This window comes from Streptomyces sp. NPDC049687, assembly GCF_044465285.1.
In the GTDB taxonomy this organism is placed as follows: domain Bacteria; phylum Actinomycetota; class Actinomycetes; order Streptomycetales; family Streptomycetaceae; genus Streptomyces.
This window is the reverse complement of record NZ_JBITLN010000033.1, coordinates 1-21,322: the sequence shown is the minus strand read 5'-3', so window position 1 is coordinate 21,322 and position 21,322 is coordinate 1. Positions and strand designations below refer to the sequence as shown.

Annotated in this window: 22 protein-coding genes and 4 pseudogenes; 19 read left to right on the top strand and 7 right to left on the bottom strand. The window is 70.4% G+C overall.

Going from position 1 to position 21,322, the window contains the following annotated elements; translation table 11 throughout:
- The first annotated feature begins 4 nt into the window (after positions 1 to 4).
- From ACIBVL_RS43025 to ACIBVL_RS43010, 4 genes are all read left to right on the top strand, one after another.
- Positions 5 to 136: a hypothetical protein gene (locus tag ACIBVL_RS43025; protein ID WP_399106706.1), complete on the top strand. Its 132-nt coding sequence runs from the start codon at positions 5 to 7 to the stop codon at positions 134 to 136.
- Positions 137 to 184: 48 nt separating this feature from the next.
- Entirely contained in the window at positions 185 to 1,684 is a 1,500-nt protein-coding gene (locus ACIBVL_RS43020; protein ID WP_399106704.1) for an MFS transporter, read from the top strand.
- A 572-nt stretch (positions 1,685 to 2,256) separates the two neighbouring features.
- A complete protein-coding gene (locus ACIBVL_RS43015) occupies positions 2,257 to 2,655 on the top strand; it encodes a hypothetical protein (protein WP_399106702.1) in 399 nt (132 codons plus the stop codon).
- Positions 2,656 to 2,864: 209 nt separating this feature from the next.
- Positions 2,865 to 3,023 carry a hypothetical protein gene (locus ACIBVL_RS43010; RefSeq protein ID WP_399106700.1) on the top strand — a complete coding sequence of 53 codons (159 nt, stop codon included), beginning with the start codon at positions 2,865 to 2,867 and terminating at the stop codon, positions 3,021 to 3,023.
- A gap of 146 nt (positions 3,024 to 3,169) precedes the next feature.
- On the opposite strand, the pseudogene ACIBVL_RS43005 reads toward ACIBVL_RS43010, so the two are convergent.
- A pseudogene (locus tag ACIBVL_RS43005) lies at positions 3,170 to 3,333 on the bottom strand (ATP-binding cassette domain-containing protein); the annotation flags it as partial.
- A gap of 35 nt (positions 3,334 to 3,368) precedes the next feature.
- The gene (locus ACIBVL_RS43000) at positions 3,369 to 4,091 is read right to left on the bottom strand and encodes a methyltransferase domain-containing protein (protein ID WP_399106724.1); all 723 of its coding nucleotides are present in this window, start codon (positions 4,089 to 4,091) and stop codon (positions 3,369 to 3,371) included.
- Positions 4,092 to 4,902: 811 nt separating this feature from the next.
- On the opposite strand from ACIBVL_RS43000, the pseudogene ACIBVL_RS42995 reads away from it, so the two are divergent.
- The 11 genes and pseudogenes from ACIBVL_RS42995 to ACIBVL_RS42945 form a co-directional block, all read left to right on the top strand.
- A pseudogene (locus tag ACIBVL_RS42995) lies at positions 4,903 to 5,133 on the top strand (SDR family NAD(P)-dependent oxidoreductase); the annotation flags it as partial.
- A gap of 176 nt (positions 5,134 to 5,309) precedes the next feature.
- Positions 5,310 to 5,477: a hypothetical protein gene (locus ACIBVL_RS42990; RefSeq protein WP_399106726.1), complete on the top strand. Its 168-nt coding sequence runs from the start codon at positions 5,310 to 5,312 to the stop codon at positions 5,475 to 5,477.
- A gap of 58 nt (positions 5,478 to 5,535) precedes the next feature.
- Positions 5,536 to 6,330, top strand: coding sequence for a maleylpyruvate isomerase N-terminal domain-containing protein (locus ACIBVL_RS42985; protein WP_399106722.1), 795 nt, complete (start codon positions 5,536 to 5,538; stop codon positions 6,328 to 6,330).
- A 162-nt stretch (positions 6,331 to 6,492) separates the two neighbouring features.
- A pseudogene (locus ACIBVL_RS42980) lies at positions 6,493 to 7,289 on the top strand (hypothetical protein); the annotation flags it as partial.
- Positions 7,290 to 8,287: 998 nt separating this feature from the next.
- Entirely contained in the window at positions 8,288 to 9,355 is a 1,068-nt protein-coding gene (locus ACIBVL_RS42975) for a Rieske 2Fe-2S domain-containing protein (protein WP_399106698.1), read from the top strand.
- A complete protein-coding gene (locus ACIBVL_RS42970; RefSeq protein WP_399106696.1) occupies positions 9,352 to 9,570 on the top strand; it encodes a hypothetical protein in 219 nt (72 codons plus the stop codon). Before ACIBVL_RS42975 ends, ACIBVL_RS42970 begins: the two co-directional genes overlap by 4 nt.
- Entirely contained in the window at positions 9,567 to 10,505 is a 939-nt protein-coding gene (locus ACIBVL_RS42965; protein ID WP_399106694.1) for a PDR/VanB family oxidoreductase, read from the top strand. Before ACIBVL_RS42970 ends, ACIBVL_RS42965 begins: the two co-directional genes overlap by 4 nt.
- Positions 10,506 to 10,665: 160 nt before the next feature.
- Positions 10,666 to 11,634: an ABC transporter substrate-binding protein gene (locus tag ACIBVL_RS42960; protein WP_399106692.1), complete on the top strand. Its 969-nt coding sequence runs from the start codon at positions 10,666 to 10,668 to the stop codon at positions 11,632 to 11,634.
- Entirely contained in the window at positions 11,631 to 12,404 is a 774-nt protein-coding gene (locus tag ACIBVL_RS42955) for an ABC transporter permease (protein WP_399106690.1), read from the top strand. Before ACIBVL_RS42960 ends, ACIBVL_RS42955 begins: the two co-directional genes overlap by 4 nt.
- Positions 12,401 to 13,180, top strand: a complete 780-nt coding sequence (locus tag ACIBVL_RS42950; protein WP_399106688.1) for an ABC transporter permease — start codon at positions 12,401 to 12,403, stop codon at positions 13,178 to 13,180. Before ACIBVL_RS42955 ends, ACIBVL_RS42950 begins: the two co-directional genes overlap by 4 nt.
- Positions 13,181 to 13,200: 20 nt before the next feature.
- Positions 13,201 to 14,022 carry an ABC transporter ATP-binding protein gene (locus ACIBVL_RS42945; protein WP_399106686.1) on the top strand — a complete coding sequence of 274 codons (822 nt, stop codon included), beginning with the start codon at positions 13,201 to 13,203 and terminating at the stop codon, positions 14,020 to 14,022.
- Positions 14,023 to 14,119: 97 nt separating this feature from the next.
- Here ACIBVL_RS42945 and ACIBVL_RS42940 read toward each other — a convergent pair.
- Both ACIBVL_RS42940 and ACIBVL_RS42935 read right to left on the bottom strand, forming a co-directional pair.
- Positions 14,120 to 14,239, bottom strand: a pseudogene (locus ACIBVL_RS42940) (ABC transporter permease); the annotation flags it as partial.
- A 170-nt stretch (positions 14,240 to 14,409) separates the two neighbouring features.
- On the bottom strand, positions 14,410 to 15,078 hold the full coding sequence (locus ACIBVL_RS42935; RefSeq protein WP_399106684.1) for a hypothetical protein: 669 nt from the start codon (positions 15,076 to 15,078) through the stop codon (positions 14,410 to 14,412).
- A gap of 229 nt (positions 15,079 to 15,307) precedes the next feature.
- Here ACIBVL_RS42935 and ACIBVL_RS42930 point away from each other — a divergent pair, with 229 nt between their 5' ends.
- Together ACIBVL_RS42930 and ACIBVL_RS42925 are read left to right on the top strand one after the other, a co-directional pair.
- The gene (locus ACIBVL_RS42930; RefSeq protein WP_399106682.1) at positions 15,308 to 15,958 is read left to right on the top strand and encodes a helix-turn-helix domain-containing protein; all 651 of its coding nucleotides are present in this window, start codon (positions 15,308 to 15,310) and stop codon (positions 15,956 to 15,958) included.
- 32 nt (positions 15,959 to 15,990) lie between these two features.
- Positions 15,991 to 16,518, top strand: a complete 528-nt coding sequence (locus ACIBVL_RS42925) for a toxin-antitoxin system, toxin component (protein ID WP_399106720.1) — start codon at positions 15,991 to 15,993, stop codon at positions 16,516 to 16,518.
- Positions 16,519 to 16,543: 25 nt separating this feature from the next.
- Here ACIBVL_RS42925 and ACIBVL_RS42920 read toward each other — a convergent pair whose 3' ends face one another.
- Positions 16,544 to 17,572, bottom strand: coding sequence for an alpha/beta fold hydrolase (locus ACIBVL_RS42920; protein WP_399106680.1), 1,029 nt, complete (start codon positions 17,570 to 17,572; stop codon positions 16,544 to 16,546).
- A 281-nt stretch (positions 17,573 to 17,853) separates the two neighbouring features.
- Between ACIBVL_RS42920 and ACIBVL_RS42915 the strand changes: the two genes are divergently transcribed.
- The gene (locus ACIBVL_RS42915) at positions 17,854 to 18,114 is read left to right on the top strand and encodes a hypothetical protein (protein WP_399106678.1); all 261 of its coding nucleotides are present in this window, start codon (positions 17,854 to 17,856) and stop codon (positions 18,112 to 18,114) included.
- A 75-nt stretch (positions 18,115 to 18,189) separates the two neighbouring features.
- Here ACIBVL_RS42915 and ACIBVL_RS42910 read toward each other — a convergent pair whose 3' ends face one another.
- Together ACIBVL_RS42910 and ACIBVL_RS42905 are read right to left on the bottom strand one after the other, a co-directional pair.
- On the bottom strand, positions 18,190 to 18,879 hold the full coding sequence (locus tag ACIBVL_RS42910; RefSeq protein WP_399106676.1) for a 4'-phosphopantetheinyl transferase: 690 nt from the start codon (positions 18,877 to 18,879) through the stop codon (positions 18,190 to 18,192).
- Positions 18,876 to 19,772: a metallophosphoesterase family protein gene (locus ACIBVL_RS42905; protein ID WP_399106674.1), complete on the bottom strand. Its 897-nt coding sequence runs from the start codon at positions 19,770 to 19,772 to the stop codon at positions 18,876 to 18,878. The genes ACIBVL_RS42910 and ACIBVL_RS42905 overlap by 4 nt, the downstream gene beginning before the upstream one ends.
- Positions 19,773 to 20,094: 322 nt before the next feature.
- On the opposite strand from ACIBVL_RS42905, the gene ACIBVL_RS42900 reads away from it, so the two are divergent.
- Entirely contained in the window at positions 20,095 to 21,231 is a 1,137-nt protein-coding gene (locus ACIBVL_RS42900; RefSeq protein WP_399106672.1) for an ATP-grasp domain-containing protein, read from the top strand.
- The last annotated feature ends 91 nt before the right edge of the window (positions 21,232 to 21,322 follow it).

Below are 21,322 nucleotides of genomic sequence, written 5' to 3'. Positions count from 1 at the left end.
GCAAGTGCTGAACGCCACCGATCCGGTCGCCCAGGTCGGGCCCTCCGCAGCGGCCGGCGCACTGGCCGGCGACTACATCAACAGCACGCTGGCCACCGCGGACACCGACACGGCCCCCAGAAGATCACCGAAGTAAGCCCGTCACCCGCTCACCTCACCTCAGCAAGCAAGGGAAAAGAAAAAGATGAGTACCAGCATCGACCGCGGGGCGCCCGCCTCCGGAAAGAAAGACTCGGGCCTTCGCGGCTCCCATGCCGTGCGCTGGTGGGTGCTGGCCGTCATCGGCCTGGCACAGCTCATGGTCATGCTCGATGCCACCGTCGTGAACATCGCTCTGCCCGAGGCCCAGCAGGACCTCGGCTTCAGCGACGGCAGCCGGCAGTGGGTCATCACCGGGTACGCGCTGGCGTTCGGCAGCCTGCTGTTGCTCGGCGGCCGACTCGGTGACCTGCTGGGCCGACGCACCCTCTTCGTGATCGGCCTGGCAGGCTTCGGGGCCGCATCCGTTCTCGGCGGCGCGGCCGGCAGCTTCGAGATCCTCGTCGCGGCACGTGTGGCCCAGGGCCTCTTCGCCGCACTGCTCGCGCCCGCGGCACTCTCCCTGCTCAGCGTGACCTTCACCGAACCGTCCGAAAGGGCGAAGGCCTTCGGCATCTTCAGTGCGCTGGGTGGTGCGGGCGGCGCGATCGGGCTGCTGGTCGGCGGCATGCTCACCGAATGGGCGTCGTGGCGCTGGGTGATGTACGTGAACGTCGTCTTCGCGGTCCCCGCCCTCATCGGTGCCTTGCTGCTGCTGGCCAAGCCCGTGATCACCCAGAAGCCCAAACTCGACATCCCGGGCATCGTCGTGGTGAGCGCCGCTCTGTTCGCCGTCGTCTACGGGTTCGCGCACGTCGAGTCCACCAGCTGGACCGACCCTCTCGCCCTCGGCTCCATGATCGTCGGCGCGGTACTGCTCGCAGTGTTCGTCTGGCTGGAGACCAAGGTCGCGCATCCGCTGCTGCCGCTGCGCGTCGTGCTGGACCGCACCCGCGGCGGTTCGTTCGCGGCGGTGTTCGTCATCGGCATGGGAATGTTCTCGATCTTCCTGTTCCTGACCTACTACTTCGCTGCCAGCCTCGGCTACTCGCCGATCAAGACCGGTCTGGCGTACCTGCCGATGGTCGCGGCCGTCGTCGCCTCGTCGACCACGCTGCCTTCGCTGGTGCTGCCCAGGGTCGGCCCGAAGATCGTGATCACCGCCGGCTTCCTGGTCGCCGCCTCCGGCATGGCCCTGCTGACCCGGCTCGAGCTGGACAGCACCTACGCCGCCCACATCCTGCCCGGCCTGATCCTGCTGGGCCTCGGCCTCGGCGCGGTGATGACCACCGCGTTCCAGGGGGCGACCTCAGGCCTGCACCACGAGGACGCGGGCGTCGCCTCGGCCCTGGTCAACACCGGTCAGCAGGTGGGCGGCTCGATCAGCACGGCACTGCTGACCACCATTGCCTCGTCGGCCGCGACCGACTACCTGTCCTCGCACAAGCCCAGCGCGCTGGCCGCGGCGCAGGCCGGGGTCGAGAGCTACACGGCCACCCTGGCGTGGGGCTCCGGGTTCTTCGTGGTCGGTGCGGTGATCGCGGCGCTCCTGATCCCGAACCGGGCCCTGGAGCCGTCCGAGGGCGAGCCCGTAATGGCCCACTGAGCCTGGACCCAACCCCGGAGATGCCCTGCTACCTGCGATGACTGTTGTTCTCAGGACACGAATCAGCGCAGGAAAGCAGGGCATCTCCGGCGTTCCACCGTGACCGTCTCGCCCCGCCGCATCCGCGACGGGTCGTCCTCTGCGATGGACCTCACCACCCGCCACCCGCGCACCGGAGAACTGCTGTCCGGCCTCGGGCCGCCAGGGCCGGAGTCAGCGAGGGTCGTTCTTCGCCTGGCTCCAGGCGAACCGCCGTTCCAGGGGCACACAGACTCGCGAGCCGAGTAGGTCCACACCATCACATCTACGCGGGCCCTCCCCGCCTCGCGCGCTGGGCGGATCCGGATGGGCCCAGGTCAGGTCGGTAATGGTGGGGAGGTCCGGCTGCGGGCGGGGAGGGGGACGACGTGGGGCCACGGCGAAAGATTCAGACGACGGCCGCTGACAGCCCGCGCGGTGCTCCCCCGTGGCATGCGCTGTCGCTCCCCTTCCCTGCCCGCGTGTCGCCGTCGAGTTGTCCATCGCCGAACGGGGCGACCCTCTGCTCGCCACGGGGACGATGCTCCCGCTGTATGTCATGTGGGCCTTTCTTCCACACCAACGACAGCGGTGATCTCGCGGCCCAGGACACCTGGGCGCGCTTCACCGCCGAGCACGGCGACTCGGCGTACGGACTGTTCTGGTTCGGCGCGCTGCACACCGCGAACTACAGCCTGCTGTCCCCGTATCCGATGGGCTTCTTCGGCGTGCGGACGATCGCCGGGGCGTCCGGGCCGGCGGCCGACTGGCTGGCCGCCGTGCTGTTCGCTCGGTCCGGGGTACGACGTCCCCTGGCGCCCGCTCTTATGGCGGCGTTCGGGCTTTGGGTCGACGTAGCGTGGAGCGGCCGACGGGCTCGGCCGTTGTCGCCGCGTGATAGGGGTGCGGTACGAAGGAGGCCTCTCGTCATCGAGCGGACATTGTCGGCCTGAGACGGCCTCATACCTTCTCGCGGCCTGTCCCGAGGTACGCGACCGCGCGGACCGGCCCGACGCGCTGCCCGTCGCACGATCTGGGCTTCCTGCGCGGTCAGTTCGCTGCTGGTCTCGACGCTCCGTTTGCGGGCCTCCTCACCGGTGGCCAGTAGTTCACGCGCGGTCCGCCGGGCGAAAGCGTTCATGCCCATTGCGGAGAACGGCTCATGGGCGATACGCAGTTGGGCACGAGCGTCGCGCTGACGCTGCGCACGGCGCAGCCATTCGCCATGAAGGAGATGGGCGCGGCCCAGCCCGCCGCGGATCGGTGTGCGGCTGCGCCGCGCGATCGCCTGTCGGTACTGCTCCTCAGCAGCCGCGCCTGAGCTGAGGAGTGGGCAGTGACTCCACAGCAAGGTCGGGAAATTCGGCTTCCAGTGCCGACTCCGATTCGGAACATCACGGTGAAACCGGCCTACACGGCTCCTCCCCAGCATGATCTTGCACTCGGAACCCGATCGGATGACCGTCCATCCTGCTGGAACATGTAGCCCGCTGTGCGATTGAGGCCCTTGAGCGGTTCGCCGTCGATGAGCACCTTGCCCGAGGACGGGTCGCGCAGCCCGGCCACGACGTCAGCACAGTCGACTTCCCGCATCCGGTCGGACCGACCACCGACACGAAACGCCCGGGGCCCGGCGGATCCCCGCGGCCCGTGCTCCATCTGCTCTCTAGGCGGAGGCGGCAGCCACGAAGTACGGAAGGGCGATGAGGAAGCGGTCGGCCTCGGCGCGTCGGCGCTGTTCGGCGAGCCACGCATCGGCCTGGTCACGGCCGACGGCACCGATCGTGCAGGCCGACTCGGCGAGCCCGGTAAGCAGAGGCAGCATCGCGGGATCGGTGAACACGCTGGTGTGCACCTCGACGGTGACGTCGTTGAAGCCGCCGTCCAGGAGCAGGTTGCGGTACTGGCGGGCGGCACGGGGCGTGCCCAGGAGGTCGGCGCGGGCGTGCACGATCGTGCGGGTGAGCGCCGCGTCATCAGAGTCGACCATGATGGCGTCCCAGTCCTGCCCGACCAGGACGATCCTGCCGCCCGGGCAGAGGACGCGCCGCGCTTCCGCCACCGCGCGCCACGGCTCCTGAAGAAAATGGAAGACCTTGTCCGCACGGTAGCCGCGCACACTTCCGTCGGCGAACGGCAGATCCTCCGCCCCCGCCTCCCGGAACTCGGCCTCCGGCCACCGTTTCCGGGCCTCGGCCAGGATCCACGGATCGGGATCCACGCCCACCGCGTGGACGCCACGCTCGGCCAGCTCGGCGACGGCCCGCCCGCCACCGCAGCCGACGTCCACGACGGACGAGCCCGGGACAAGAGACAGCAGCTCGTAGGAGCGGGCCCGCAGCAGGCTGGCGCTCGGCATCTGGTCCATCGCGTCGAGGAGGGCCAGCATGGCCTCGGTGCCGCGGTGCTTTTCCACGAAAGGAGTCGTCACGGCCGTGGCCTCCTGCCTTTCCTTGTCGGTCATGGTTTCGGTCAGCCCTTCGAGTTCTGGGTGGCTGGCGGGGGCGGCCGTTCAGGAAACCCAGGATGTGGTCGGCGACCGTCTTGGGCTGTTCGAGGTGCGGGAAGTGCCCTGTGCCGTTCGTGAACAGGTCGTCCATGCTGTCGCTCAACTCCACGGAAAAGCAGTTGTCGTCGGCCCCGTGGAGGTAGAGCGACGGGACGGTGATGGCGCCAGACGTGCACGCAGCCCGTCCGGTGAGCTCAGGACAATTGTGTACTGAACAGTCGGAAAGCTAGGCGGTTCTGTACTGAGTTGTCAAGTGCGGTGGGGGGCTCTACCTTTTCTCCGCGGTCGCGACGGCGGTGACCGAGCGCATGCGAGCGCGCCTGCGCGGCGTCGAGGTGGGCCGGCCGCATCGGATGCCTGCGCGACGAGGTCGGCCGTGCCCTTGTCAGTGGTGGCGGGGGTGGGGCAGCAGGGTGAACGCGCTTTCTACTAACGAGGTCAGGCGGTCGGGGCTATGGCCGTATGCGCCTACGACATCGATGCCGCGGATGCTAGCCCGAGGCGCGGAACTGCCGCTCGGCGGCATGGAAGACGTGGTCGCGGCCGAAGCTTCACGGTCTCGCCATATGCGGAAGGTGAAGCCGACCTGCCCTTCTTGACAACTCAGTACGGAACTGCATAGGTTTCTGACTGTTCAGTACACAACTATCCTGAGCTCACGGACTTGCAGGCCCGGTGCACCGTGTCGGTCATGCCCACAACCGAAGGAACCGCCATGCAGACAGTTCCCCGAATGGCCCTCGTGACGGGTGCCTCCTCCGGGATCGGGCGGGCGGCGGCGCTCGCCCTGGTGGGCGCCGGCTTCGCGGTGGTTGGCACGAGCCGCAACGCGGCCAAGGCCGAGCCGCTCGCCGGGGTGACGTTCCTCGATCTCGACGTGGCCGACGACAACTCGGTCCGCTCCCTGGTCGGGGAGGTGATCGACGAGCTTCGCGAACACTGCATCCGGATGCTGCTGGTCGAACCGGCCTGCACCAGCACAAGTTTCGAGGCGAGCAGCATGGCACCCGACTCGCCCCTGCCGATCTTCGAAGGCCAAGTCCCGGGCGGTCCGCCGACTTCGACGCCTGGGCCGCCGACGCCCTCGCACGCGGCGCTGTGGACGAACTCGCCGCGTTCCGGACGACGGCGCCCGGTATGCCGTACGCCCATCCGAACGTCGACCACTACATCCCGCCGTTCATCACCCTGGGCGCCGCCGCGCACCCCGACCGGCCGGTGCACACGATCGGCTTCTCCAAGCGCTCGTTCCAGACCGCCGTGTGACACCGGCAGCCGTGTGACGACAACACCGAATCAGATCGCCTTCATTGGGGAAAAGAACATGACCGAAGCCACAGACCGGATCATCGACGCCCTGCGCAGCGGGCACGACCACCTTGCCGCCGTGGTGCGCAGACTCACCGCGGCCGATCTCACCCGCCCGTCCGGCGCGTCGGAGTGGGACGTCTCCCAGGTGCTCGGCCATCTGGGCAGCGGCGCCGAAATAGGCCTGGCCGCACTGGAGGGCGCGACGGGCGGTACGGGTGCCCCCGACGGCGACTTCAACAAGTCGGTGTGGGCCCGCTGGGACGCGATGACCCCGGCCGAGCGCGCCGAAGGCTTCGTCACCGCCGACCAGGCGCTGGTCGAACGTTACGAGGGCCTCGACGCGGGGGCCCGCAGCGACCTCCGGATCGACCTCGGCTTCCTGCCCGCGCCGGTGGACGTCGCGACCGCGGCGGGGCTCCGGCTCGGTGAGCTCGCCCACCACTCGTGGGACGTCGAGGCGGCCTTCGACCCGTCGACGACCCTGGCGTCCGCCGCGACCGGGCCGCTCCTCGACCAGGCCGGCATGATGCTGGGCTTCATCGGCAAGGCGGACGCCCTGGAGAACCGCCCCGTCGCCGTCGCGGTGCACACCACCGCACCCGAGCGCACCTTCGGTCTCTCGGTCGGCGAGACGGTCGCGCTCACCGGCGAACCCGAGAACGCCGACGCCGTGCTGACGGCTCCCGCCGAGTGGTGGCTGCGACTCGTCGCCGGCCGGCACGCCCCCGCCCACACCCCGCCCTCCGTGACCCTCACCGGCGACACCGTCACCCTCGACGACCTGCGCAGGGTCTTCCCCGGGTTCTGAGCCCGGCGGCGAGGCAACGGGCACGGGCACACGCCCCAGCCCGCGCGTTTCACTCGGGGTTCGTGTCCGGATCATGAGCGGCATAGCGAAAGTGCCTTCTGAGCTGGGACGACAGGGCTTACCCAAGGCTTCTGTCGTCTCGCGGGGGAAGGCACTTTCCGCGTGCACACCACCGGGTCACGTCCCCGACTCGTCGTCTCGGCCGACGGTCGCGGGGTGGTCAGCCATGCCGGATCCCGTCTGCCGGCCGATCCAGCCAAAATCACCGGGCGGCCAGCGCCTTCACCAGCGCGTTGCGTCGGCTGCGGCCGCGCGGCACGGCACGCCCCCGGCCGGGTGGCGGTCGACCTGGCCGTGATGCTCGCCGACGGCGGCGAGACCATCACTGACCTCGCTGTCCTGCGTGACCAGCGCGAGGTGTTCGGCCCGGTCGCCCCCACACCCACCGCCTGGCGTCTTCTCGCCGACATCGGTCCTCTCGACGCCCCCCTGGTCACCAGCCACTCCGAGAAGGAGCAGGCAGTCGCCGCCTGCAAGCGCGGCTTCGGCTACCACCCGCTGCTGTGCTTCCTGCACCACATCCGGGCCCTGCCCGACCGGGTCTGGCACCCGGCCCTGGAACAGGACGGATCCCTGCGCGACGGAGCAGCGGCCGCCGAGCTGACCGGCATGATCGACCTCACCGGCTACCCCGACGGCACCCGCGTCATCGTGCGGCGTGAGCGTCCGCATCCCGGTGCCCGGCTGTCCCTGTTCGACTTCGACGAAGGCATGCGCACCTGGTCTTTCTCACCGACACCCCAGTCACGGGTGGGGGAACCGCGCAACGCCTGGAGGCCCGCTACCGCACGCATGCCCGCGTGGAGGAGCGCATCCGCCTGCTCGTCTGGACCCAGGCCCTGCTGCTGGACGGCGAGTTGGCCACCGCCGAGCCGAAGAAGCTCCGCTACCGGCTGCTGCGCGCCGCCGCCCGCATCACCCGCGGAGGCCGCCGACTCTGCCTCCGGATCTCCGCTACCTGGCGTTGGCGACCCGAGCTGACCAGCGCATTCACCCGCCTTGCAGCCCTGCCCCGCAGCACTGTCCCTGCCCATCCGCGACCCGAGGAACCCATGCCCGCCCCTCGACCAGCAACCCAATCTGCGAGGGAAGATACTCACGGACATTCCATCGTCAGCGCGCCCGGCTTCCACACGTTGACCACCCAGTCCCACTTCTCCGACGACCCGAACGTCGGCAACACCTCTGAGCCCCGCTCCACGCCCGAGTCCACCGTCTTCGGCACCTGGACGACCCCTGAAACGCTCGGCAGGTCGGTTTCGGCCAGGAACCATCAATCCCGGGCCGTCACGCATCAGCTGTTCCGCCTGAAGACATTTCCGCAGGACATGATCACGAAAGGCGACCGCCACCAGCAGCGAAGAATCCGCTGGTCAGCCCCGCCCCTGGCAGCCGACCACCGCCTCGCCGCGCCACCCCCACCGCAAGGCGAACCAGCACGCGACCTCACACCACCCTGACCAGCGGCAACACGCTCAACAGCCTAAAAAAAGGGCGCGGATTCGACCCGGATTCGACCCGGGGGCCCCAAACTCCAAAACGAACAGTAGTTGACCTGCAGTGATGCTGATTCTTGCCGCTGTACCGAGCATCCGCCGACAGAGGAGGATCGCAATTGAAACTAAGTGGACATAATTGGGCGATTGACGCCACGCTGCGAGTAGTCGCACGCGCCGTCGCCGCCTCCGGCTCCCCCGAGCGCGAACCGAACGGTCACACCACGCGGCACTCCACTCTGGCGACCAGGGGTTGACAGAACAAGGCTCTGACCAGCCTCTTTACAGAAGTCCTTCCGCCTGGCAGAAGCTGTCTTGCCGAGCCGGTGCAAGCCTCACGACCCTGGTTCCAACCACGGCACGCGGGGCGACGACGCCCCGCCGACAGGGACGGGAACCCCATGCCTCACACGACCGCCTTCGCCAGGAACCAGTGGTACGTCGCCGCCTACAGCCACGAGGTCGGACGGGAGGAGCTGCTCGGCCGGACGATCCTCGGCGAGCCGCTCGTCTTCTACCGGACCGAGGAGGACGGCACGCCCGTCGCGCTGCACGACCGCTGTGTCCACCGCCGGTTCCCGCTCTCCGAGAGCCGGCTCGACGGCGACCGCATCGTGTGCGGCTACCACGGCTTCACGTACGACACGACCGGCGCCTGCGTGTACGTGCCGGGGCAGAAGCGCGTCCCGCGCACCGCCCGCGTCACCGCCTACCCGGTCGTCGAACAGGACGCCCTGGTGTGGGTGTGGATCGGCGACCCGGCACTCGCGGACCCGCAGACCATCCCGCGCGCCCGCCACCTCGACGCCCCCGGCTGGACCACCGTCCGCGGCATGGAGCCCATCGACGCCGACTACGGTCTGCTCGTCGACAACCTCCTCGACCTCTCCCACGAGACGTATCTGCACGGCGGCTACATCGGCACCCCCGAGGTCGCCGAGACGCCGATCACCACCGAGGTCGACGAGGGCGCCGGCATCGTGCGGGTCAGCCGGCACATGGACGACGCCGAGTGCCCGCCGTTCTACGCCCGCTCCACCGGCATCGAGGGCCGCATCACCCGCTGGCAGGACATCGAGTACCACGCCCCCTGCCTGTACCTGCTGCACAGCCGCATCGCCCCGGTGGGTGTCCTGCCCGAGGCCGACGGCAGCGACCCGAACGGCTTCCACACCGAGATCACGTACGCCATCACCCCGTCCTCCGACGGCAAGGTGTACGACTTCTGGATGGTCTCGCGGGACTGGGCGACGGACGACGACGAGGTCACCGAGTTCCTGCGGAGCAACAACCACACGGTGGTCATGCAGGACGTCGACGCGCTCAACCTCCTGCAGAGGACGCTCGGTTCGGAACGCGCCGGCTACCAGGAGCTGAGCATCAACATCGACACCGGCGGCCTGGCCGCCCGCCGTATCCTCGCCCGGCTGGTCGAGGAGGGCGACAAGCCGGTGGAGCAGGTCCTGTGAGCAGCCCGACGGGCGAGATCTACCGCATCGACTGGCTGCCGGGCACCGACGTCCTGCACGGCACCTGTCACTGCGGCGCCGAGCACACCGCCCAGGACCCCATCGAGATGTGGGAGTGGATGCTCGGGCACCCCGAAGGACACCGGCCGGAACACCGGCCAGCACCGGAGGCGGGGCACGAGCAGGATCACGAGCCGCAAGGAAGCACCTCATGAGCGACGCGTACGAAGCCGAACTCGTCGTCGAGCGCCGGGACTTCGCCGCCGACGGCGTGCTCGCCATCACCCTGCGCCACCCGTTGGGCGAGCCGCTCCCGGCCTGGGAGCCGGGCGCCCACGTCGACCTGGTCCTCGGTCCGGGGCTGGAGCGCCAGTACTCGCTGTGCGGCGACCCGGCCGACCGAACGGCGTGGCGGGTCGCGGTACTCCGGGAGCCGGACGGGCGGGGCGGATCCGCCCATGTGCACGAGAAGTTGGGGCAGGGCGACAAGGTGCGGGTGCGCGGCCCCCGCAACCACTTCGCCCTGCGCCCGGCCGCGCGGTACCGCTTCATCGCGGGCGGCATCGGCATCACCCCCGTCCTGCCGATGCTGGCGGCGGCCGACGCGGCCGGCGCCGATTGGACCCTGCTGTACGGCGGGCGCAGCCGCGACTCCATGGCGTTCACGGAGGAGCTGGCCGGGTACGGCGACCGGGTCACCGTCGCCCCGCAGGACGAGACCGGCCTGCTCGACCTCGGCCCGGTGCTGGACGACCTGCCCGAAGGGACGTTGGTCTACTGCTGCGGCCCCGGCCCGCTGCTCGACGCGGTGGAGGAGCGCTGCCCGTCCGGCGCACTCCACGTCGAGCGGTTCCAGCCCAAGGAGCAACCGGCGGGCGAGGACACCGAGTTCGAGGTCGAGCTCGCACAGAGCGGCCGTACGCTGACCGTGGCACCCGGCGTCTCCGTCCTCGACACGGTGCGCGCCGCCGGCGTCGAGGTGCTCTACTCCTGCACCGAGGGCACCTGCGGCACCTGCGAGACCGACGTACTGGAGGGCGCCCCGGACCACCGCGACTCCGTGCTCACGGACGAGGAGCGGGAGGCCGGGGAGACGATGATGATCTGTGTGTCGCGGTGCAAGGGGAGGAAGCTCGTCCTGGACCTGTGAGCGCGCAGCAGCCCGCCGGCCAGACTGTCAACAATTTCGTCAGCCAAAACCATTGACCCGCCGGACGGCACGATCTACGTTCCCTGCACGCCAGTTGAGCACTACTGTGCGGTGTGCGCACAGCCTGTCGGAACACCGTTGTCTCTGCACAGGGGGAGCCATGCGTCGTCTGTTCGCCGGTCTCGCGGCCGGCACCTTACTGCTCGCCACGGCGGGCTGCGGCTCGTCCGACTCCGGGGCGTCCGGCGGAAGTTCGTCGTCCGGCGGGGTCACGACCGTCGAACTGGGGCTCATCCCCATCGTCGATGTGGCGCCCGTCTACCTCGGCGTGAAACAGGGTTTCTACGAGAAGCGCGGCCTGAAGCTGTCGATCACCACCGCGCAGGGCGGTGCGGCGATCGTGCCGGGGGTCGTCAGCGGCCAGTTCCAGTTCGGCTTCAGCAACACGACGTCGTTGATGGTGGCCCAGTCCAACAACGTTCCCGTGAAGGCCGTTTCGAACGGCATCGCCTCGACCGGCGTGCAGGGGAAGGACTTCGGGGCGATCACTGTGAAGAAGGGCAGCCCGATCAAGTCCGCGAAGGACCTGGAGGGCAAGAAGGTCGCCATCAACACCCTGAAGAACATCAACGAGACCGCGGTGCGCGAGTCGGTGCGCAAGGCGGGCGGTGACCCGGACAAGGTGAAGTTCGTGGAGCTCGCCTTCGACCAGATGCCGGCCGCCCTGGACAGCGGGCAGATCGACGCCGCCATGGTGGTGGAACCGGCGCTCGCGACCGTCAAGAGCCAGGGCGGTGTGGAGATCGCCTCGCCGCTGGTGGACGTGGCGCCGAACCTCACCGTCGCCATGTACTTCACCTCGACGCAGTACGAGCAGAAGAACCCGGACGTGGTGAAGAGGTTCCAGGAGGCCACGGCGCAGTCCCTCGCCTACGCCGACTCCCACCCCGACGAGGTCCGCCGGATCGTCACCACCTACACCAAGATCCCGGCCTCGGTGCTGGCGCAGGTGACACTGCCCAAGTGGCCCGCCGAGGCCGACCGTTCCTCCATCGAGGCGCTGGAGAAGCTGGGCGAGCAGGACAAGCTCTTCAAGGCGGCCCCGGACCTGGACAAGCTGCTGCCGTGAGGGGCGCGAACGCCGTACTCGGTACGGCAGGGCTCGCGGCTTTCCTCGCCCTGGGCGAGGCGGTGCCGCGGCTCGGCCTGGTCAAGGAGGCCTACTTCCCGCCCACGAGCCGTGTCGCCGACGCCCTCGGCGCCGAACTCGCCGACTCCGCCTTCTGGACCGCGCTCGGCGACACCCTCACCGGCTGGGCGCTGGGCCTGGCGATCGCGGTCGGCGCGGGCATCGTGGCCGGAGTGCTGATCTCCGTCGTCCCCCATCTGAGGGAGGCTACGGCCTCCACGATCGAGTTCCTGCGCCCGATTCCGTCCGTCGCCCTGATCCCGCTGGCCGTCCTGCTCTACGGCACCGAACTGCGCTCGGTCCTCCTGCTCGTCGTCTACGCCGCCTTCTGGCAGGTCCTCATCCAGGTCCTGTACGGCATCCAGGACGTCGACCCGGTCGCCGAGGAGACGGCGCGGTCGTACGGCCTCGGCACCTGGGCGCGGATCCGGCACGTGCTGTGGCCGACCGCGCTGCCGTACGTCATGACCGGCGTGCGGCTCGCCGCGGCGGTCGCGCTGATCCTCGCGATCACCGCCGAACTCGTCATCGGCGCACCGGGGTTGGGCGCGCGCATCGCGGTGGCGAAGACCTCGCAGGCGGTGCCGGAGATGTATGCGCTGATCGTCGTCACCGGTGTCCTCGGACTGCTGATCAACGTGGGCGTCAGGACGGTGGAGCGGCACGCGCTCGCCTGGCACCAGTCGGTGCGCGGGGAGGTGGCGGTGTGAGACGCCTGCTGCTGCGGCTGCTGTTCGTCCTCACGCTGCCCGCCGTGCTGGTCGTGGTGTGGTGGCTGGCCTCCGACGGCAGCACCGACGTCTACTGGCCTCCGCTGCGCACGATCGTGAAGACCTTCCCGGACGTGTGGACGGGCGAACGGCTGCGCACGGACGTACGGCCGAGCGTGCTGCGGCTCGCGGGCGGCTACGCAACGGCCGCCGTCGTCGGGGTCGCGCTGGGCACGGTCATCGGGTCGTACCGCTGGGTGCGGGCGGTGTGCGAGCCGGTGCTGGAGTTCCTGCGGGCGGTGCCGCCGCCCGTGCTGGTCCCGGTGATCATGCTGTTCGCGGGAATCGGCGACACCATGAAGGTCCTCGTCATCGCGAGCGGCTGTGTGTGGCCGGTGCTGCTCAACACGGTCGAGGGTGTACGGGCGGTGGACCCGGTGATGGCGGAGACGGCACGGTCGTACGGCATCACCGGCCTCGCGCGGCTGAGAAGCGTGGTCCTGAGGTCGGCGAGTCCGCAGATCTTCGCGGGCCTGCGCCAGGCGCTGTCCATCGGGATCATCCTGATGGTGATCAGCGAGATGTTCGCCGCGAGCAACGGGCTGGGCTTCACCGTCGTGCAGTTCCAAAGGGGCTTCGCCATCCCCGGCATGTGGACCGGCATCCTGGTGCTCGGCCTGCTCGGCTTTGTCCTCTCGGTCCTCTTCCAGGTGGTCGAGCGGCGGGTGCTCGGCTGGTACCACGGTCTGCGCGCATCCACCCGGCGGTCCCCGTGACCCTCGTGAAAGGGCGGTCCATGCTCGACATACGCGGTCTGCGAAAGGTCTACGAGGGTTCCGGACGCCGGGTCGAGGCGGTACGGGACCTGACCTTCACCGTCGAGGCGGGCGAACTCGTCTGTATGGTCGGGCCGTCGGGCTGCGGCAAGACCACCCTGCTGAAGTGCATGGGCGGACTGCTCACGCCCACGTCCGGCGAGGTCCTCCTCGAGGGGCGGAAGGTAACAGGCCCGCCGCCCGGGACGGCGTTCGTGTTCCAGGAGTACGGGCGGAGCCTCTTCCCGTGGATGCGGGTCGGCCAGAACGTCGAACTACCCCTCAAGCAGAAGGGGTTGGGCAAGACGCGGCGGCGGGAGCTGGTGACCGACGCGCTGGAGTCGGTCGGACTCGCGGACGCCGCCGGCGCCTATCCGTGGCAGCTGTCCGGCGGTATGCAGCAGCGGGTCGCGATCGCGCGGGCGCTCGCCTACGAGCCCCGGGTCCTGTTGATGGACGAGCCGTTCGCCGCCGTGGACGCGCAGACCCGGGCCGATCTGGAGGACCTCGTGCGGGGTCTGTGGCGGCAGCGCGGGATCACGATCCTGTTCGTCACCCACGACATCGACGAGGCCGTCTACCTGGGTGAGCGGGTGGTCGTCCTGTCCGCCTCCCCCACGGTCGTCCAGGAGCAGCTGAAGGTCGATCTCCCGGCCGAGCGGGACCAGTTGCACACCCGCGTCGCCCCGCGCTTCGCCGAGCTGCGCACCCATGTCTACGAGCAGATCCAGGCGGCGAAGCGCGGAACGCCCCGGGACGAGAAGCCGGGGACACCTCGGGACGCGGTCGGCAAGGACCTTTAGTGCCGCGTCAGCCGGGGTTCGCCCCGCCGCGGTGTCCGGCACGCACTCGCCGACCGGACGCCGCTCCTTGGAAGGCACCTCGGCCGAGGCGGCACTGGACCCTGCTCTCCGTCACCGTGTCGGCCGACAGCCGCTGGGCGACGTGGATCGGGATCACGGACAGCAGCACCAGCACCGCCACGATCAGGTTCACCACCGGTGCCTGCTGCGGCCGGGTCGTCCGCCGCCCCGTTTCCTGCACGCCGCGCCACGGGCGCGCGCCCGCCGGAAGGACGGGTGGCGGCGGACCGGCGGAGGCGTGCCCGACGCGAGCGCAGGTGAGCGCGGACCGGCGGCTTCCCGCCGACCGGGGCGCCGTCGGCGACCTGAACGCCGACGGTGCCCCGGTCAGGCCCGGGGGGCGGGAACCACGCTGAGGTGGCTCGCGGTGCGCCGGGCGGTGCGGGGCCTGCGGGGCGCGGGCGCCGGACGGGGCTCGCGCAGCACCATGGTCAACCGCGTGTATCCCATGTCCTGCAGAGTCCTGGGAGTGTCGCCGACGATACGGCACTGGGTGCTGCCCCGGCGCGGGTCGGGGTGGTGCAGCGGCCGGACGGCCCCGTCGTGCTCCACGGCGCCCTCGCCGACCGCGCGGATCCAGTGCGGAAGACCCTGCCGGTAGGCGGCCTCCATGATCGGATCCTGGGCGATCTCCCGGCGGATCGCCTGCAGCCCCGTGTCGTGCCCGTGGCGCTCCACGGCCGCCGCGAAACAGGCGAGCATCGGCAGGCACCAGCTGGACTCGTGATCGCCGAGGACCGACGCCGCATCCGGGTGGAAGAGGACGAACCGGAGGAAGTTGTCCCCCGGCTGGGCCGTCGGATGCGGGCTCACGTCCCGGAAAAGTGTCTCGAAAGCGGTGTTGGCCAGAACGACGTCCCAGCGGTGGTCGAGAACGACGGACGGGAAGGGAACTGCCTCCAAGTAGACGGCGTAGTCCTGGAGATACGCCTGGGCCTCGGGACTCTCGGGGACGGGCCGCGGTGCGGACCGCTGCCCTCCTGCCTGAAACGCCATCGGGAGGTCACCCCTCTTGCCTGAGCCGCCTTCACGCGGCGCCCCGATCCTGCTGCCCGGGAAGGTGAGGTGTCAACTATCGTGGCATTCCATGCTCGTTGACGGCTGAAATAGGCCACAGTTGTGGCGAGACCTGGATGTGAGTTCGAAACACCCGTTACCCTCCACGCAGTTCACGGCGATTCCTCGCGCCTGTGAGAGGGACGTGAGAGACGTAGGAGACCTGTCGGTGTCGGATGGCTTCGAGGTTGCGGGCGCCACGGCGACGGTGCTGCTGTCGGCCGTCGTCGTCCGAGTCGCCCAACTCGCCGACCGGCTCGGCGTGCCGCACGCGGAGGTCTTCGACACCGGGCGGCTGTCCGTCGCCTCCGGTGTCCCGGAGTCCGTGGTCAAGGCCCTGCTGAGCGGCCGCCCGGCCGGCGAACCGGACGTCCAGGCCCGCTTCCTGCAGCGCCTGGACCTGCTGCGCCGCACCCGGCTCAAGCCGAACGGCCGCAGATACACCCAGCAGGAGATCGCCGACGGCGCCGGCATGTCACGTCAGCAGGCGGGCGCCCTCATCAACGGCGACCGCCGCCCCACGATGGAGCACTGCGACGCCATCCAGCGGTTCTTCCGGGTCCACGCCGGCTTCCTCACGGCCGAGGACCCCGAGGCCCTCGCGGGCGCCCTCCAGCACACCGAACAGGAGCTGCTGCAGAAGCTCGCCGCGCGGGAGGCGGCCGCGGCCGCCGAGGACCCGCTGGAGCGGCTGCTGCAGGACCACGGCGTGCGCGGCATCGCCTGGCGGGCGGCACAGCTGCCCACCGACCAGCACCGGGACAAGGTCGCGGAGTGGCTGGACATGCTCCTGGAGAGCGTGAAGCGGCCCGAGTCGTGATCCGGGGGAGAACAGTGGGCATCGCCAGGGAAATGCGCCGCCTGTGCGGCGAACTCGTCTCCGAACTGACCCTGCCGGCCCCCGCCGCGCCGGCCGACCTGTACACCGCGCTGTGCGCCGGGATGAGCAGACGCCGGGGCCGCCCCGTCCACTTCCGTACGGCGGCCTTCCCCGCCGAAACGGCGAGCGGGCTGTGGCTCGACATGGCCGACCAGGACCTCGTCGTCGTCGAGGAACGCACCGCGCCCGACCACCAGTTGGTGATCCTGGGGCACGAACTGTGGCACATGAACGCGGGCCACTGCGGCCACCACGTCGAGGGCGCGTCCGTCGCGGCGCGTTTACTCCACGACGGAGCGGACCTCCAGGCGACGGTCCGCAGCGTCGCCGCGCGCACCCGCTTCGACCTGTCCGACGAGAAGGAGGCCGAGAGCTTCGGCCTGCTGCTGGCCAGCAAGTGCCGTGCCTGGCTCGCGGGTTCGTCCCCGCGCGGCCGCGGCCGCGACCACCTCGCGGGCCGCATCGAGGCGTCGCTGGGGTACCTGGGCCCCCAGGGCTGATCCTCCCCACGGTCGTGTACGGCGGTCAGGTCGCGCTGCGTTCGCTCGCCTCCCGCAGATCCCGTACGGCACCCTCCGGCATGCCCGGGTGCCCTCCCGGGCGGCCCTCGCGCAGGAGTTCGCGCCATCGGTCGCGGCTCCAGTCGGCCGGGGCCGTGGTGCGGGTGAACTCCTCCACCAGCGTGCTGAACCGGGCGGGGTCGCTGTGGAACGGGAAGTGGCCGGCGCCCTCGAAGATCTCCAGCCGGCTGCCGGGCATCGCCTCGTGTGCGCCGTACGCGTGCCGCACCGGCACCACGCTGTCCCGGTCGCCCCACAGCAGCATGGTGGGCATGCCGGCCGTCAGATAGCAGCGGTCGAGCATGGTCACCACCTGCCCGCGCCAGTCGACGACCGCGCGCAGGGTACGGATGAAGGCGTTGCGCGAGGTCTCGTCGGGCAGGGCGTCGACGAGGTTGAGCAGGTCGGGGGCGTCCTGGCCGAGATCGGTGTCGAGCAGCTTCATCAGGCGGATGGCCAGTCCTGCCTGGAGGCGCATGCCGGGCAACCGCAGCGCGGACAGCGCCAGATGGGCACCGGGGAGGGAGACCAGCCGCAGGGCGGGGGTGACCTCGCGGCCGACCCCGCCGGCGCTGACGAGGATGAGCCGCTCGGTGCGCTCGGGGAACTGGTAGGCGAACTGCATCGCCACTCCCCCGCCGAGCGAGTGCCCGACCAGCGTCGCCGACTCGATGCCGAGCGTGGTGAGCAGATCGCGCACCCCGTTGGCGTACGCGGCGACCGAGTAGTCGGCCCGGGGCTTGTCGGAGGCGCCGTGCCCGAGGAGGTCGGGGGCGATGACGGTGTGGGTGCGGGCGAGGCGGGGGATCAGCTCGGCCCAGGTGGCCGAGGAGTCCCCGATGCCATGGATCAGGACCAGCGCCGGGCCCTGGCCGGCCATGCGGAAGGCACGCCGGTAGCCGTGCACGACCCGGTAGCGCAGTTCCGGCTCCGGGTCGCCCACCGGGCGCAGTCGTGCGGCGCGCGCCGGGCGCCGCTGCGGGACGTCGGCCAACCGCTCACCTCCCGTGTCCTGTGGCCGTCACCTGTGGCCCTCGTCTGTGGCCGTCCCCTGTGGCTCAAGGAGATTGCCGAAAGCGCTTTTCCCCAGGGTAAGAGCCCTTTCCTCCAGGAGGTTTTCCGGCAGGTTTCGCCTCCGCTAAGCGGGCGAACCGGGGGGTGCCGGGGCCGGATTGTCAGTGGTGGGCGGCAAGCTGGGAGGTGCGCCGTCATGGGGGCGGCGTACGCGCCGAGGCGGCGCGTGGGAGACGACGCCGACACGGGGAGAGCCGACCGATGCCCACTGCCGTACTGACCGACCGCGAGCGCACCGCCGTCCAGGCCTATCTGCGGCTGCTGCACACCGTACGGGCCGCCTTCGGCGACGAGTCCGGCGGGGCTCACGGGGACGCCTCCGGCCCGCCGCACGACCGGCTGCCGCCGATGGTCCCGCCCGCCGTGCTGGCCGAGGCGGAGCGGGCCCTGGCGGAGGCGGGTCTCGCGGGGAACGAGGAGGAGTTCTTCAGGCTGCTGCACAGCTGGTGCCCCGCGCCGTGACCGCGCGTCCGTACAGCCGGCACCAGGGCGCCGCCACCGGGCCGCAGGTCCACAGCGGGGACCGGTGAGACGGTCTCAGACGTGGTGGACGGTCACCGCCGTGGCCACCAGCCCCCGCTGGACGGTCCAGGTGCCGTCGAAGTGCCCGAGCCGGTGCCCGCCGACCACCGGTCCGGGGACGAGGAGGCGGGCCCGGAAGGTGCCGGCGGCCTGCCCGTCGGGGCCGGCCGAGACGTCGATGTCGGCCTCGGTGAAGTCCAGCCACTTCCGGGTGAGGGGGAACCACGCCTTGTAGACGGACTCCTTGGCGCTGAACAGCAGCCGGTCCCAGTGCACCTCGGGCCGCTCCGCGCTCAGCCGGCCGAGCCGCTCCTCCTCGGCGGGCAGGGCGACGGCCGGCAGAACGCCCTGCGGGAGCGGCTGGTGGGGTTCGGCGTCGACACCGAGGGAGGCCAGATCGGCGGCGCGGACCAGGGCGGCGGCGCAGTAGCCGTCGCAGTGGGTCATGCTGCCGGTCAGGCCGTCCGGCCACTGCGGGGCACCGCGCTCGCCCGGCAGCACGGGCTGCGGGGGCACACCGAGCTTCTCCATCGCGCGCCGGGCGCAGGAACGTACGACGGTGAACTCCTGGCGCCGTTTGGCGACCGCGCGGACCACCAGCGCCTCCTCCTCGGGGTACAGCGGCGCGTCCCCGAACTCACGGACGCCCTCCTCCCCGAAGGCCTCGACGGCCACCACGGAGTCCGGCAGCAGCTCCTCGATCACCGGCCCTCGCCCTCCGCCCCCGGCCCGTGCGGCGTCACCGGTTCCGGTTCGGCGGGCAGGATGCGGCGCAGGCGGCCGGGCGGCTGCGACCGCTTGCGCCATTCGCGCGGGTATCCCACCGACACCTCCTCGAAGCGGACCCCCTCGTGCCAGGTGGTCCGGGGGATGTGCAGATGACCGTAGACCATGGCCGCGATCCGGAAGCGGCGGTGCCAGTCGGCGGTCAGCTCCGTGCCGCACCACATGGCGAACTCGGGGTGCCAGAGCACGTCCATCGGGTGACGGTGCAGCGGATAGTGGTTGACGGGGACGACGGGCAGATCGTCAGGGAGTTCGGCGAGTCTGCGTTCGGTCTCGGCGACACGGGCCCGGCACCAGGCCTCGCGGGTCGGGTAGGGGTCCGGGTGCAGCAGGTACTCGTCGTTGCAGACGATGCCGGTGCCCTCCGCGTACGCGAGTCCCTCCGCCTTGGTCGTACAGCCGGCCGGCAGGAACGAGTAGTCGTACAACAGGAACAACGGCGCCACGGCCACCGGGCCGCCCGGGCCCTCCCACACCGGGTAGGGGTCCTCGGGCGTGGTCACCCCGAGGTCGCGGCACAGGTCGACCAGGTGCTCGTAGCGGGCGACCCCGCGCAGGGCGACGGGGTCGGAGGGGTGTGTCCACAGCTCGTGGTTGCCGGGGGCCCAGACCACCTTGCGGAAGCGGCCGGCGAGGGTCTTCAGGGCCCAGCCGATGTCGGCCACGTTCTCCGAGACGTCCCCGGCCACCAGCAGCCAGTCGTCGTCCGTCCGCGGCGCCATACGCTCGACCAGGGCACGGTTGTCGGGATAGCCGATATGGAGATCGCTGATGGCCAGCAGCTGTCCGGCATCACCGGCCGTCGACGTCACCCTGTGTCCCCCGTTCACGAACCCACGAAGGTCACCACGACAACACATTCGGGGGCCGGGGACAAGGCCACACCCGGTCGCCGAGCGCGATGGTGCGGTTACCGGCGGGTCAGGCCATTACCCGACCCGCCGACATTCGTGAACAAGATCAGAAAATCCGTAACACGCGTGTTGCACGCGGCACCCACGGGAAGCCGTATGATCGCCCCAACACCACCGCCATGGAAGCCCCTTCAGCAGGGCGGTTTGGTGACCCTCCATTCCCCCTGCCCGGGCACGGGCCCGCTTTGCCCTGCCCGCGAACCGTGAAAGGCGGCCTCGCATGGTCTCTCGCGTACGCGTCTGGCTCAACCGCACGTACGCGGAGAACGTGTTCTTCATGGATCAGCTGCGGAGAAATCCCAGCGATCGCGCGGTCGAGATCCATGCGACGCACGGCGACGCCGACTCGCCCGTGCTGGCCGCCGCCGACACCGCCGACCTGGAGCCGGAGGGCCTGTCCCCCGCCGCGTACGTCGAGTACGCCCTGGACCAGTGCCAGCGCCGCGGCATCGACGTGTTCGTGCCCCGGCTCCAGCAGGCGGCCGTCGTGGCGCACCGCGCCGACTTCGAGGCGATCGGTACGGCGCTGCTGGCTCCGACACCCGAGGCCGTGGCCGTGTTCGAGGACAAGGTGATCGCCTACGAGGCGGTCCAGGCGATCGGCGTGCCCGTGCCGCCATGGTTCCGCGTACGGAACGCCGACGAACTCGTCGCCGCCGTCGAGGAGTTGGAGGAGGCCGGGTACAAGGCCTGCTTCAAGCCGGCGTCCGGGGCGGGCGGCGTGGGCTTCCGCGTGATCACGCGCGCCCCCTTCTCGCTCATGCACCTCACCGGATTCCCGACCCCGTACGTCCAGCTGGACCTGGTGGTCGAGGCGCTGAAGCAGGCCGAGGAGGGCGTGGACTGGCTGGTCATGCCACGTCTGGAGCAGCCGGAGGTGTCCGTGGACTGCCTCACCGGCCCGGACAACCACCTCCGGATGGCCATCGGCCGCAGCAAGAACGGCCGCCGCCGCGGCTTCACACTGCACGAGCAGTGGCTGGAGCCGGCCCGGCGCATCGCCGAGGGATTCGGACTGCACTACCTCTCCAACATCCAGTTCCGGATGTTCGGCGAGCAGCCGGTGCTGATGGACGTCAACACGCGTCCCGCCGGCGGACTGCACCAGCTGTCCCTGTGCGGGGTCAACGCCCCCTGGGCCGCTGTGCAGTTGGCGCTCGGCGAGGACCCGGGGCAGATCGTGCCGCCGTTCCTGGGGCAGGACTACACGGTGGTGTCGGGGCCGCGTCAGCTCCGCTCGGTTTCGCTGCCGCAGCAGCGCCTGGAGGAGTCGGAGCCCTTGCTGCCGGCGGTCCCCGCACCATCCGGATCCGTCGAGGTGACGTCGGCGAGCGCGGCGGAGGTACTGCCGCTCTAGGTGTTCTGTCCACGGAGGTTGGTGACGCAGGTCTCGGCTGAGGGATCTTGAAATGGGTGAGGGCCTTCTGGCCTGGTGTGGACTGCGACAT

What these genes read in the sequence shown, in the direction of transcription:
- ACIBVL_RS42935 (WP_399106684.1), bottom strand. Translation starts at nt 15,078, where the DNA reads ATGGCGTTTCAGGCAGGAGGGCAGCGGTCCGCACCGCGGCCCGTCCCC.
- ACIBVL_RS42900 (WP_399106672.1), top strand. Translation starts at nt 20,095, where the DNA reads ATGGTCTCTCGCGTACGCGTCTGGCTCAACCGCACGTACGCGGAGAAC.
- ACIBVL_RS43020 (WP_399106704.1), top strand. Translation starts at nt 185, where the DNA reads ATGAGTACCAGCATCGACCGCGGGGCGCCCGCCTCCGGAAAGAAAGAC.
- ACIBVL_RS43015 (WP_399106702.1), top strand. Translation starts at nt 2,257, where the DNA reads ATGTCATGTGGGCCTTTCTTCCACACCAACGACAGCGGTGATCTCGCG.
- ACIBVL_RS42975 (WP_399106698.1), top strand. Translation starts at nt 8,288, where the DNA reads ATGCCTCACACGACCGCCTTCGCCAGGAACCAGTGGTACGTCGCCGCC.
- ACIBVL_RS42965 (WP_399106694.1), top strand. Translation starts at nt 9,567, where the DNA reads ATGAGCGACGCGTACGAAGCCGAACTCGTCGTCGAGCGCCGGGACTTC.
- ACIBVL_RS42960 (WP_399106692.1), top strand. Translation starts at nt 10,666, where the DNA reads ATGCGTCGTCTGTTCGCCGGTCTCGCGGCCGGCACCTTACTGCTCGCC.
- ACIBVL_RS42915 (WP_399106678.1), top strand. Translation starts at nt 17,854, where the DNA reads ATGCCCACTGCCGTACTGACCGACCGCGAGCGCACCGCCGTCCAGGCC.
- ACIBVL_RS42985 (WP_399106722.1), top strand. Translation starts at nt 5,536, where the DNA reads ATGACCGAAGCCACAGACCGGATCATCGACGCCCTGCGCAGCGGGCAC.
- ACIBVL_RS43010 (WP_399106700.1), top strand. Translation starts at nt 2,865, where the DNA reads ATGGGCGATACGCAGTTGGGCACGAGCGTCGCGCTGACGCTGCGCACG.
- ACIBVL_RS42945 (WP_399106686.1), top strand. Translation starts at nt 13,201, where the DNA reads ATGCTCGACATACGCGGTCTGCGAAAGGTCTACGAGGGTTCCGGACGC.
- ACIBVL_RS43000 (WP_399106724.1), bottom strand. Translation starts at nt 4,091, where the DNA reads ATGCTGGCCCTCCTCGACGCGATGGACCAGATGCCGAGCGCCAGCCTG.
- ACIBVL_RS42925 (WP_399106720.1), top strand. Translation starts at nt 15,991, where the DNA reads ATGCGCCGCCTGTGCGGCGAACTCGTCTCCGAACTGACCCTGCCGGCC.